This window comes from Cohnella sp. GCM10012308, assembly GCF_042649185.1.
In the GTDB taxonomy this organism is placed as follows: domain Bacteria; phylum Bacillota; class Bacilli; order Paenibacillales; family Paenibacillaceae; genus Cohnella.
The window spans coordinates 163977-176714 of the sequence record NZ_JBHRYU010000006.1 but is presented as its reverse complement, the minus strand read 5'-3'; the positions used below and the strand labels follow the sequence as shown (position 1 = coordinate 176714).

Below are 12738 nucleotides of genomic sequence, written 5' to 3'. Positions count from 1 at the left end.
CCGTAAGGATTTCGGATTACAATCGCAAGATTTCGAAATTAGCCGCCTAAGCCCGCAAAAGATCCGATTGACTCGGATGATCGTCAGTGGCATAATGTACGCGTGTACATTGTTGAATTTTAGAAATGATATAACGCGGCGTACGCGCTTGGAGAGGAGTCTCAAAACATGGCTACGCGCAGGGAAGTCGCCGATCTGGCCGGCGTGTCCGAGGCGACGGTGTCCCGCGTGATGAACGGCGTCGGACCGATCAAGGAAGATACGCGGCGCAAGGTGGCCGCTGCCGCAGCCGAGCTCGGCTATCAATTGAACGCGCTCGCTTCCGGCTTCGCCAAAGGAAGAAGCGGCAACATCGGCGTCGTCCTGCCGCATGTGCCGAAGGTCAGGCTGTTCTCCACTTACTACTTTTCCGAGATTCTGAGCGGCATCGGAGATGTCCTCCATCAGGCGGGGTACGGTCTCCTGCTCCTCTACCGCAATCCGCAAGCGCGGTACGACTACGTATCGCTGTACCGGACGCGCAGGGTCGACGCCTGCCTGATTCTTGGCGCGAGCGCGCTGCCCGAGGAGCAAGCTTCCGTGTTCGCACTGGCCGACGAAGGCTTGCCCTGCTGCGTCGTCGACCAGCGCTATTCACGGGCGGGGCTGCCTTGCGTGGGCGCAGATCACCGGGCGGGCGCTTATGCGGCAGCGCGGTACATGCTGGACGCCGGTCACCGCCGCATCGGCTTTTTGAACGGCTCGCCGCATTACTCCAACAGCGCGGACCGCTACGAGGGATACAGGCAAGCGCTCGCCGAGTCCGGCCTGTATCCGGACCCTGAGCATCTGTTCGAAGGCAACTACAGCCGCAAGAGCGGTCACGAAGCCGCAGGCGTTATCTTCGAACGGCTCGCGGCGTTGGACGGCCTGCTGTGCGCGAACGACCGGATGGCGATCGGCGCGATCCAGGGGCTGCGCGAACGCGGCGTCGCGGTGCCCGAGCGGCTGCCCGTGATCGGTTACGACAATTCGGACGCCTCCAGCCTGACCGATCCTCCGCTGACGACGGTCGAGGTGCCATTTTACGAAATGGGAAGGCTCGCCGCCGAATCGGTGCTGGCGCGGTTGGCCGGCGAGTCCGGGGTCGCGAGCGGCAATGACGCCATCGGAGTCGCGGAAGGCGCAGCGGTATATCAGGCAAACGGTTCGAACCCGGTCGCAGACGACGTGCTGCTGCCGACGCAACTCATCATAAGACGCTCCTGCTAAGGGCGCGCAACCGAAAGGAACGGGATAGGACATGGCTAAAAAAGCGTTGATCGTATGGGGCGGCTGGGACGGTCATCAGCCCAAGGAGGTCGCCCAGCTGTTTCGCGCGATGCTAGCCGCCGAGGGCTTCGAGGTTGAGGTATCGGATACGCTCGAGGCGTTCGCCGACAAGGAAAAGCTCATGGGGCTCGACCTGATCGTACCGGCCTGGACGATGGGCAAGATCGAGCAGGAATGGGTGAACAACGTATCCGCGGCCGTCCAGGCGGGAACCGGGCTCGCAGGATGCCACGGCGGCATGTGCGACGCTTTCCGCGAGAATACCGACTGGCAGTTCATGACCGGCGGCCAATGGGTGGCCCATCCCGGCAACGACGGCACCGAGTATGTCGTCAACGTGAAACACAGCTCGAGCCCGCTCGTCGCAGGCATGCCCGACTTTACCGTTAGCACCGAGCAATATTACCTGCATATCGATCCCGCGATCGAGGTGCTGGCCACGACCCGTTTCCCGATCGCCCCCGGGCCGCATTCGCCCAACAAGGCCGTCGACATGCCGGTCGTATGGACGAAGCGCTGGGGACAAGGACGCGTGTACTACAATTCGCTGGGCCACCAAGCCGACGTCGTCGCGCTGCCCGAAGTGTCGGAGCTGATGCGCAGAGGCTTCCTGTGGTGCGCGGAGGGCAAGACCGCCGGCGCGGCCGACTATGCGGCTGACGGGACTTATACGGGCATGCAGGACAACCAGCTGTAATTTGGAAAAAAAGATCGAGAGGGGAACGTTACGGTGGGGAACAAAGTAAAGGTCGGCATTATCGGCACGGGCAACATTAGCGGCATCTACCTGCAGAACGGCGGGCGCTTCGGCTCGATGGAGATCGTCGCCTGCGCGGACCTTGACGTCGCCAGAGCCAAGGCGAAGGCCGAAGAGCACGGCATTCGCGGACTGTCCGTCGAGGAACTGCTCGCGGATCCGGATATTCAGATGGTCATCAATCTGACGATCCCGCAAGCGCATGCGACCGTATGCCTGCAGGCGCTGCAAGCCGGCAAGCACGTCTACGTGGAAAAGCCCTTCGCGGTCAAGCGCGAGGAAGCCCGCGAAGTGGTCGAGTTGGCCCGCCAGAAGGGGCTGCTCGTCGGCAGCGCGCCCGACACGTTCCTCGGCGGCGGCATCCAGACATGCATCAAGCTGATCGAAGACGGCTGGATCGGCACGCCGATCGGCGCGACCGCGTTCATGGTCGGCGGCGGGCACGAGAGCTGGCATCCCGATCCGGCGTTTTACTACAAGACGGGCGGCGGTCCGATGTTCGACATGGGTCCGTACTACCTGACCGCGCTCGTGGCGCTGCTCGGCCCGATCGCCGCCGTGAGCGGCGCCGCCCGTATCTCGTATCCCGAGCGGACGATCACGAGCAAGCCGAAAAACGGCCAGAAGATCGAAGTCGAGGTGCCGACTCATGTCGCGGGCATCATGGAGTTCGCGGCCGGCCCCATCGGCACCATCCTGACGAGCTTCGACGCACCGGGCGGCGCGCAGCTGCCCTTCATCGAGATCTACGGCAGCGGCGGCACGCTTCAGGTGCCGGACCCCAACTCGTTCGGCGGCCCGATCCGCATCCGCCGCGCCGGCTCCGGCGACTGGTCCGAGCTGCCGCTGACGCACGGCTATGCGAACAACGCCCGCGGCCTCGGCGCCGCTGACATGGCGCAAGCGATCCTGACCGGTCGCCCGCATCGCGCCAACGGCGAGCTGGCCTATCACGTGCTTGAAGCGATGCACGGCTTCCACGACGCGGCCGAGCAAGGCGTGCGTTACCGCATGCACAGCACGTGCGAGAAGCCCGCGCCGCTGCCGCTCGGCCTGCGCGAGGGCGAGCTCGACGCCTGATCGATAACACGACCCCGACGCCTCCATACCGGAGGCGTCGGGGTCGCTTTTAATTCGTAATCCGTATAAAGTCGACTTTGACCGTACCGGCCGCCGTCAGCGGATCGAACCGCAGCTGCCTGATGCTGCCCGTCCAGCCGGCGACCGCCCCCATGTCCGCCACGTACTCCATATAATCGCTGGTGGCCAACAGCGGAATCGTAACCGACTTCGCCGCGTTCCAAGTCGTGTCCGTCGTCGTCGTAAAGAAAATTTGCGCCGTCGTGTTCGACGATAGGTTCTGCAATCGGATGCGGACGTAACGGTTGATCAAGGCATTATCGATCGCCAGATTGTCCGGAGAGTAAATATAGGGATCGGTTCCCGCGGAGGTCAGGTTCAGGCTGCCGCCCGACACCGTCATGGACGAGATCTGATTGCCCGCGGTCCAGCCTTCGGCATCGGTATCCGTTCCAAATTCCCAGCTCTTGCTCGCGCCGGAGCCAAGCGCGGTTACCTGGATAAAGTCGACGTTCATCGTGCCGCTCTTCGAGATCGGATCCAGGCGCAGCTGCTTGATCGAGCCGGTCCAATTCGGGTTGACGCCCAGATCCACCACGTAAGTCGAATAATCGGGCGCATTCTCCTTGGTGACGAACAATACCGACTTCGACGCGCTCCAGGCGGTGTCCGTCGTCGTCGTGAAGAAGAGCTGCGCCATCGGGTCGTTCGTGTTGTTCTTCAGGCGGATTCTCAAATAACGATTGGCAGCCGGACTGTTCAGGTTGTCCGCGGAGACGATATAGGGATCGCTTCCGCTGCTCGTCAGCGTAAGAATACCTCCGGATACGGTGCCGGCGATTTGGTTGGCCATCGTCCAGTTTTCCAGATTGCCGGCCGTGCCGAAGTCCCACTGCAATCCATAGTTCGTATAGGCGATCGACGGCGCCCAGCTGACCGCGTCGGATGCGTTGTTCCCCGCCGAACCCGCGGACACCTCGAATCTCAATTCGTCGCCCGCGCCCACGGCGATTCCGTCCAGTATGGCTTCATAGCCGATCCGATCTCCCGCGGCGACCGACTGATCCGCCGAGGCGGGCCAGATTCGCGTGCCGTTCTTGGCGATGCGGACGACAACGCCGTCCCCGCCTTCTTCCGCCATCAGCACGCGCGCGCGCAAGCTGACGATCCCTTGGATCGGCGCCGTCCATACCCGTGCCACCTTGCAGTTCGCGCAAGCCGAAGGCTGGAGCTCGAACGCGGAGACACTAGGGAAGGCTGTCGCGGCGGACGGCTGCCACTGCTTTTTCGCGGTGTCGTAAGAAGCAAGATTCGTCCAGGACGCGCCATCGTAGGCTTTGGATGTCCAATTGCCCAAGCCTTGAGACGAGCCGAAGCTCGCCGATGCGTGAGCGATGGCGGAGACCGACTTGATCGGCTGGTTGTTCGAGACGGAGAAGCCGCTGTAGTCCGCGCCATCCTCGTACAGGAACGCATTCGCCTCATGATAGAGATTGTCCCGAATCGTGCCAGTCGGCGTATCCGACGTTCCCGCCCGGCGGAACGATCCGCTGCCGTTCTGTACGAACGTATTGCCGGCTGCCGTCGTGTTGAGCTCAAAGCCCAGCCCCGGATGAATGGCAAGGAACGAGATTCCCGCTCCAGCGTTGCCCGCAAAGTAGTTCTCGCCGATGTTCACGCGATCGGTGCAGCATTCGAAATCGAAAGCCACCATATCCGGCGAAGAAGTGTGAGGCACGTTCGTGAACGAGTTGTTGAAAATATTCGCGTCGTACACGCCGGCCAGGTAGATGGCAGCCGTGCCCGTATCGGAGTGACAGCCCGCGTCCCCGTCGATTCTCGAATCGATCAGCGTCAGGTAGCGTACGTCCGTGATCCGCATCCCGTCGTCGCACCCCGTCGCGCCGCTCCCTCCCGCGTCGTTCTGATGGAAGTTCAGCTTTCTCATCACGACGTGTTCGGCCGCTTTATTACCCGTAACGGACGAGTAGGAGCCGTTGAACCAATCGATCGAGATCGTGTCGAGGTTGCGGCTTCCTTCGATATCCTCGAACAGCACGTTTCTGACGATCGGCGCCGATGCGCTGTGAGAATCGTCGAACGTCTTGGACGTAAATTCGATGCCGGCCGAGTTCCATACCGCGTCGCCGGTAACGTCGTCACCGCTTCCCGAGCCCTGGTGAATGCCTCTGATATCGTGCAAATAGATATCCTTAAAGACGAGCCCTTCATGCCCCGCCGTAGAGAAGCTGACGACGATACCCGCGCCGGCCCGGCCGATCTCCAGCCCGCTGATCGTCCAGTAGCTCGGGTTCGTAAGCGAGATCGCTCTGTCCGATTCCAGGCCGTTGCGGACAATCTTCGGTTTGGCGCCCGAACCGTATGCGCTAAGCACGATCGGATTCGCGGACGTTCCCGTGCCCGCGAGCGTCATTCGCTCGTTCCACGCCCCCCCTTTGGCGAGCAGAATCTGATCTCCCGCGGCAAAAGCGCCATGGCTGTTGACCGGCGCGAAGCTGCACCAGGGCGCAGACGCCGACGTTCCGGCGCCGGTATCCGAGCAAGCGCTTCCACTTTGATTGTTGACATAATAGCTTGCGGCCGAAGCGCTGGCCGATCCTAAAAGCAGCAAGCCCGCGGCCGCCGCAAATGCCAACAGGAGCGCATATCCGAGCTTGCCGAACGGTCTGCCCATCGCGTGGTTCATGACGATTCCTCGCTCTCTTTTATTGGATAAAAATACCGGAGCGCTCCTCAGCCATAGCTTTCGAAGACTCCGGTACGATGGGGCGAAAGCAAGCGCAGGCGCCGCCTGTCGCAAGCGGTCTTCCCGTTACTTCGCGTTTTTGTCGATCAGCGCCTGAACCTCGGCCAGCGCCTTATCGATCGTTTTGTTGCCGAGCAGAATCTTGGGCAGCGCGTCCTGGAACAGCTTGATGCCCGCTTCGTCGCCCGGCGTATGCTCGACGATAAAGCCTTTCTCGGCCGCCTCCGCGTAGGCGCCCATAATCTTATCGCCCTCGGGCGGCGTGTACCCTTTCGTGCTTGGCACGACGTCGCTGTCGGCCAGCTGCTGGAACGTCGTCTCCGACGTCAGGAACTTGGCCAGCTTGATCGCCGCTTCCTGATGCTTCGTCTTCGCCGACACCGCGACGATGTTGGAGGCGCCGCCGAGCGTGCGGCTCGGTTCGATGCCCTTCCAGGCCGGAAGCGCGTATGCGCCGAGCTCGACGCCCTGCGGCATGTTTTCCTGCAAATACTGGACGAAATTTTCCGGCACGACCATGTACTGCGCCATCTTCTGCTGAACGAACAACGCCTGCGTCTCGTCGATTCCGTTCGTCATGCCCGCCGGGTCGAAGGTGCCGTCGTCCCACAGCTGCTTCAGCTTCTGAACCGCTTCCACGAATCCCGGATCCGTCACCTTCGCCTTGCCCGTCAGGAAGTCGTCGGTCGTGACGTCTCTCGTCGACTGATCGAGCAGGAAGCGCAGCCACCAGTCTCCCCAACCGACTTTGTTGGCGTAGGACATCGGGATGAGGCCCGCTTCCTTGAGCTTTTTGTTGTTGGACTCGAACGCGTCCCATGTCTGAGGAGCCGTCAGTCCGAGCCCGTCGAAGAGCGTCTTATTGTAGACGACGACGACGCTGACCGCGCCGAACGGAACGCCCCATACGTGATTCGCCGCATCGACTTCCGAGGTCAAACCCGAGTTCATATTGGTCACGAGCACAGGATTGATCGTATCCCCCCACTTGTCTGCCTTATCGTAGGCGGGCGTCTGGAACGCGTCCTTGAGGTCCAGTATGTCGTTCGTCTTGATTAGAGACTCGAACGTAACCCCTTGGGTGCCGAATACGTCCGGCAGCTCGTTGGACGCGGTCAGCGTCTTGATTTTGTTGTTGTAGGCATCGCCTGCGGCCACATATTCGTAATCGACCTTAATGCCGGGATTCTCGTCCTCGAATTTCTTGAGCAGCTCCGGCTTCAAATAAGACCACCAGGATATGAATTTTAACGTTACATTCTCTTCGGCTGCCGCGCTTCCGCTTGCCTGCGCGCTCGGCGCGGCTCCGGACGCCGCGGCGTCATTGCCGTTCTTGCCGCTTCCGCAGCCCGTAAGCGCGCCCGTCATTCCCAAGAGCAGCGAGAGCGCGAGCAGTGTTCCCCTCTTTTTCATGCAATCTCCTCCATAGGTCGTTTGAATACGAGCCTATCGTAGCATCGCCCCCGGCGGCTGAGAACTCGACAGCCTTCGGAATGATTGCTCTTTTTTCGGATAACCCGCCCGCTTCCCGCCATCTTCCCGTCTCCGTCAAATCTTGCGCATGCCTCTCCAGCTCTCCCGGTATTCAAGCGGCGTGCAGCCGACTTTGCTCTTGAACACCTTCGTGAAATGCGCCGGCGTCGCGTATCCGACCTTCTCGCAGATTTCGAACGAAGGCTTGTTCGTCTCGCGCAGCAGCTTCTTCGCCCTTTCCATCCGCACCTGGATGACGTAATCGACGAACTTCACGCCCATATGCTGCTTGAACTGCTCGCTCAGATAAGTGGGGTACAGACCGACGACGTCCGCCACTTCGGCCAGCGTCAGGTCGCTTTGATAATGCTCGTGAATGTAGTTGACGGCATCGGTAATAAAGGTCGGCTTGATCTGCCGGGCATGCTCCCGAATAAGGCTCGATAACGCCGCAAGCTTGGCCCGTACTTCTCGCTCGAGCATGCTCCATGTCGGACAACGCCGCAGTTCTTCCAGCAGCTTGCCCAGGTCGGCACTACCCGGTTCGCCCGTGCGGACGACGCCTTTGGCTTCCATCATGCTCTCCACGCGAAGGAAAAGCCGGAGCACGATATCCAATAAAACCTCGGGGTGAATGCCCGCTTCGTACAAATCGTCCATGAAGACACCAAGTTCCTTCTCCAGCGCCTCGGCGTCGCCTAACATGGTGGCCGTTACGACCTTGTGGAAAGCGTCCGGCTGCACGTTCCACTGGCGCTGAAGACGCTGCGAAGCTTCATGGTCGATCACCCGGCCCGTACCGATCGTCAGCCGCGCCCGCAGCGCGGCCTGAACCTCGAGCAGCAGCCTCGGCATGTCGGAGAACTTCTCCGCCCCCGAGCTGACGCCGATCGTGACCGGATATTGGACGTGCGAGGATAAAATCGCGAGCAATTGCTTAAGCGCATCCATCATCTCGCTCTCCCGCGCCCCGTCTCCCGCCGGAACGAAAAACAGCAGGACGACGAAGTCGTCTTGCCCTTGCCAGACGGTCCCGCAGGCGGGTTGCTGCTGAAAGAGCGCTTCTTCCGCCATTTTGCGGACAAAATACTGGAACAGCATCCGATCCGCCTGCCGGAAGCGGCCGTCGGCCTTCTCGTCGATCGCCACGCCGGCAGCGAAAAAGCGGAACGCCCCTTCCGCAATGCCGAAGCCGTTCTCCAGGTATTCGCGAGCCTCGGGCGCAACGCCCGGATTGTGATGGAACAAGGCGTTCAGCAGATGATCCTGATGAATGGACGCGATCATCGGAGACTCCCGCTTGCCTTCATTCGCGATGGCCGCGAGCTTTTTCTGCTGCCGGATCCGCTCCAGCACTGCTTGCAGCTCATTCTTGATGAGCGGCTTAAGCAAATAATCGACCGCTCCCTCGCGCATCGCCCGCCTCACATAATCGAATTCGCCGTAGCCGCTCATGACTACCGTCTGAATATGCGGGCAAAGCCGGGCCAGCTCGGCGATCAGATCCAGACCATCCTTGCCGGGCATGCAAACGTCCGTAATCAGCACGTCGACATCGGCGCCCTCCCGAAGGCAGTAGGACAGGGCTTCTTCTCCGTCCGCACAGGACGCGACGATCTCGTCCGACGCCTCCATCTGCGGGACGATATACGCCAGACCTTGCCGAATCAGCTTCTCGTCATCCGCGATCACGATCTTCATGCAGACTCGCCTCTCCTTTCTCCGGGCACGTTCAGCCTCACGACCGTTCCGATATTCGGCTGGCTGGAAAGCTCGATCCCGTATGGTTGTCCCCATTGCAGCCGAATTCGGTTGTGCACATTGACGAGGCCGACCGAGTCTCCCCCGCTCGCCCCGATTTGCAGCAGCCGGTTCAGCTCGTGCAGCCGTTCGTTCCCGATCCCGGTCCCGTCGTCGACGATCTCGATCGACGCGCCCTGATCCGCGGCGCATACCCTGACCCGGATCGTCGCGCTCCGCGGCGCCTTCAACGGCGCGAAGCCGTGCTTGAAGCAGTTCTCGACGATCGTCTGAAGAGACAGCTTGGGAACCAGCGCTCCCTCCGCTCCCGCGGCGACCTCCCAATAGACCCGCAGCGTGCCGTCGAACCTGATCTCCTGCAGAAGCAAATATTGCTTGAGCAGCATGATCTCCGTCCGGATCGGAACCAGCGTCTCGAACTCGGTGGCGGCCCGGAATAACACGCCAAGCGCACGCGCCATCTCCGCCGCTTCCGAGGACCGCTGCATCTCGGCGACCATGCTGATCGCCTCGAGCGTGTTGTACAGGAAGTGCGGATTAATCTGCGCATGCAACGCCCTCAGCTCCGCTTCCTTGTGGGCCAGATCGGACAAGTAGACATGATCGATCAACGTTTGCAGCTGTCCGGACATCGAATTGAAGCCTTGCGCCAGCTCCGCCGCCTCATCCTTCCCCCGTACCTTGACTCTCGTATGAAAAAAACCTTTCTCCATTTTGCGCATCGCGTTGCGAACGGACTGGATGGGCTTCACGATGCCGAGCGCAAGCATATAGGCGACCAGGATCGAGAAAAGCACGCATAGCGCTCCGGCCGCAAGCATCCAGAAGCGTACGGCGCGCATATTTTCCGTCAACGCGCTGTAAGGCAAGTAAGCTGCGAGCGACCACTCCGATTGCTGCGGGGAGGCGTAGGTGACCAGCGTGCCGCCTTGTTCGAAAGGAAGGTTAAGCGAACGGATTCGTACGGGCGACAGCTCGAAGGCGTCGTCCTTCCAGCGTCCCGTCTTGTCGTAGACCGGCAGCCGGCGATCCCACAGCGCTATGATATCTTGCCGCGGCAGCTCGGCGCCCTCAATCATCCCCTCGAGACCTTCCGTTCCGATGCTCAGCACGATAGAGCCTAGAAAGCGGTGAGAGGGATCGTTCACTTTCCGGATCAGATAGATCGGTTCCTTGCCCGCCTCCTTCTCCACGATCCATTCTCTTCCTGAGGCGCGAAGCCGCCCCTCCATCTCCGCCAACCGAGCCCTATCGATACGCTCGTCCGAGCGATGGCTGGCGAACAGCTCCCCGGAAGCCGTGTAGAGATAGACGGAATCCAGATCGCGCTTCTGGTTAAGCAAGTCGTTCAGGTAATGATCGATCCGCTGCGCCTGCATGTAGGCATCCATGGAACCGGGCACGGTCTGCCCTGCAGCTCTCAGCTTCAAAATGCGGAGCAGATTGCGATCGTCGTCCAGCTGCGTATCCTCCGTCATGACCGAAGCGGCCAGACGCACCAGGTCGGTGAAATAAGCGTCGACCTCCGAATTCAGGAGCCGCACCGTCCGCTCGATCGAGACGGAAACTTCTTTTTCCATGCTTTGTTTAAACAAGTAATAGGCTACGGAAGAGACCAGCAGCGTAGGGAGAACGATTAACAGGATATACGTGCCCAGAAGTCTTTTGACCAACGCTCTCCCTCCGGTCCATTACCTTATCCTTTTACGGCGCCCTCGGATAATGCTTGTACGAAGTACTTTTGCAGAACGACATATACGAGAATAACGACGATCGACGTTATGACCATGCCGGCGAATACCGGCCCGAAGCCGTACACGTACTTTTTGGATGCCATCTGGGCCATGCCCACCGCGATCGTGTACATCTTCGGATTCGTGTTGGAGATGAATGCCCACATGTATTCCGACCAGACGCCGATGAATTGCAGGATGCAGAGCGTAGCGACCGTCGGCATCGTGAGCGGCAGCAGAATCCGGTAGAACGTCCGCCATTCCCCGCAACCGTCGATCTTCGCCGATTCGCTAAGCTCGTTGGGCAATCCGGCGAAGGCGGATTGCATCAGCAGGACGCCCATCGGCACGATGGATGCGATGTAAGGGCCGATCATCCCGGCATACGTATTGAGAAGGCCCAGATCCCGGTTAATAAAGAACACGGGAAGCAGCAGAACCGGGGAAGGAACGAACAGCACGAGCGCGAAGAGAACCTGAAGCGATCGCCGCCCCCTGAACCGGATCTTGCCGAACGCATAGCCTGCCACGATGCAGACGAACACCCCGCCGACCAGGCTTGCCAGCGTTACGAGCACCGTGTTCGCGTAATACGTGGCGAAGTTCGCCTGCTTCCAGGCCGTTCCGTAATTTTCCCATATATACCGTCCGGGCAGTCCCCATTGGTTCCCGAAAAAATCGGCGTCCGTCTTCAGCGACTGAAGCACGACCCATAGAAGCGGATAGAGCGAAGTTACGGCGAAGAGAGCGACGACGGCCGTCATCCATGTACGCTTGATCATCCCTCTTGCCCTCCCGTCCGCTCGTTCTTCCCGTTCCGGGACCTGAGAAGCAAGCCGACCAAACCGACCATCGCGGTGACGATCACGAACACCATGAACGCGACGGCATTGGCATAGCCGTAATGATTCTCTTGAAATCCGAGCTTGTAGACGAGCGTGGAAGCGATCTCCGTAGAGCCGATCGGTCCTCCCTGCGTCATAATCCAGACGATGTCGAACGAACGGAAATCGTTGGCGATCGATATAATTGACAATAACATAATTGTCGGAAGCATAAGCGGCAGAATAATATGCCAAATGGACCTTAATCCGGTGCATCCGTCGATCTTCGACGCTTCTAACAATTCCTTGGGAATTTTAAGCAGACTGCCGAGCAGAATCAGCATATCGAAGGGTATCGTTCTCCACACCCATACGAGAATGACGGATAGCAGCGATGTATCCTGACTGCCTAGCCAGACGCGCTGCCAGGAATCGAGGCCGACCGCCGCCAGCAATTGGTTCAGCATCCCGATCGTCGGCTCGAAGATCAGCGACCAGATAACGGCGGACACCGCCAGAGGAATGATATAGGGGAGGAAAAGCACGACGTTGAACCATTTCCAGGCGAACACGCCTTGAAAGAGGAAGTAAGCGAGCGCGAATGCGACGCACATCGAGACGACAAGCTCGACGGCCATAAGGATCCAATTATGGCCCATCGCCTCATAAAAACGGGAATCCCGGAACCCCTCGGCGAAATTGCCGAATCCGATAAAATCGCTGAGCGGTCCGACCCCGTCGTAATCGTAAAAACTCATTTGAAGCGATTTGACGAGCGGAAATAACAGGTACAGTACGAAAAAAAATAGTGCCGGAAAAATCATTGCGTACGCCAGCAATTGCTTTTTGTCAGCCCGTCCGGGAAGCATGGAAATCACCCTTCTCTCAAAGTGACTTCAGTATAAGCTCGCCTCCCGGCGCCAACAACGATACAGCTTTCTGATCCATTGCGTATTTTTCGGATTGCCGGTCCTGCGCTTCCGCACGTCACCGCTCGAGCCGAAAACGCTTGGAGACGATGCGTACCGCACT

Annotated in this window: 9 protein-coding genes; 3 read left to right on the top strand and 6 right to left on the bottom strand. The window is 59.9% G+C overall.

Annotated features, from left to right (window positions below; all coding sequences use genetic code 11):
* The first annotated feature begins 168 nt into the window (after positions 1-168).
* Genes ACFOTD_RS10130 through ACFOTD_RS10120 form a run of 3 tightly spaced genes read left to right on the top strand, consistent with a single transcriptional unit; the run spans position 169 to position 3148 of the window.
* Positions 169-1251 (top strand): LacI family DNA-binding transcriptional regulator, encoded by a 1083-nt coding sequence (locus ACFOTD_RS10130; protein ID WP_378118245.1) that lies wholly within the window; start codon positions 169-171, stop codon positions 1249-1251.
* Positions 1252-1282: 31 nt separating this feature from the next.
* Entirely contained in the window at positions 1283-2008 is a 726-nt protein-coding gene (locus ACFOTD_RS10125; RefSeq protein ID WP_378118243.1) for a ThuA domain-containing protein, read from the top strand.
* Between the two features lie 33 nt (positions 2009-2041).
* Positions 2042-3148 carry a Gfo/Idh/MocA family protein gene (locus ACFOTD_RS10120; protein WP_378118241.1) on the top strand — a complete coding sequence of 369 codons (1107 nt, stop codon included), beginning with the start codon at positions 2042-2044 and terminating at the stop codon, positions 3146-3148.
* Between the two features lie 49 nt (positions 3149-3197).
* Here the strand turns inward: ACFOTD_RS10120 and ACFOTD_RS10115 are convergent, their stop codons facing one another.
* The 6 genes from ACFOTD_RS10115 to ACFOTD_RS10090 form a co-directional block, all read right to left on the bottom strand.
* Positions 3198-5855, bottom strand: coding sequence for a hypothetical protein (locus tag ACFOTD_RS10115; RefSeq protein ID WP_378118239.1), 2658 nt, complete (start codon positions 5853-5855; stop codon positions 3198-3200).
* Between the two features lie 126 nt (positions 5856-5981).
* Complete coding sequence (locus tag ACFOTD_RS10110) at positions 5982-7328, bottom strand: ABC transporter substrate-binding protein (RefSeq protein WP_378118237.1); 1347 nt, start codon at positions 7326-7328, stop codon at positions 5982-5984.
* Between the two features lie 135 nt (positions 7329-7463).
* Positions 7464-9089 carry a response regulator gene (locus ACFOTD_RS10105; protein ID WP_378118235.1) on the bottom strand — a complete coding sequence of 542 codons (1626 nt, stop codon included), beginning with the start codon at positions 9087-9089 and terminating at the stop codon, positions 7464-7466.
* Entirely contained in the window at positions 9086-10822 is a 1737-nt protein-coding gene (locus ACFOTD_RS10100; RefSeq protein ID WP_378118233.1) for a cache domain-containing sensor histidine kinase, read from the bottom strand. Before ACFOTD_RS10100 ends, ACFOTD_RS10105 begins: the two co-directional genes overlap by 4 nt.
* 23 nt (positions 10823-10845) lie before the next feature.
* Positions 10846-11664 carry a carbohydrate ABC transporter permease gene (locus ACFOTD_RS10095; protein WP_378118231.1) on the bottom strand — a complete coding sequence of 273 codons (819 nt, stop codon included), beginning with the start codon at positions 11662-11664 and terminating at the stop codon, positions 10846-10848.
* A complete protein-coding gene (locus ACFOTD_RS10090) occupies positions 11661-12575 on the bottom strand; it encodes a carbohydrate ABC transporter permease (protein WP_378118229.1) in 915 nt (304 codons plus the stop codon). The genes ACFOTD_RS10095 and ACFOTD_RS10090 overlap by 4 nt, the downstream gene beginning before the upstream one ends.
* Positions 12576-12738: the final 163 nt, after the last annotated feature.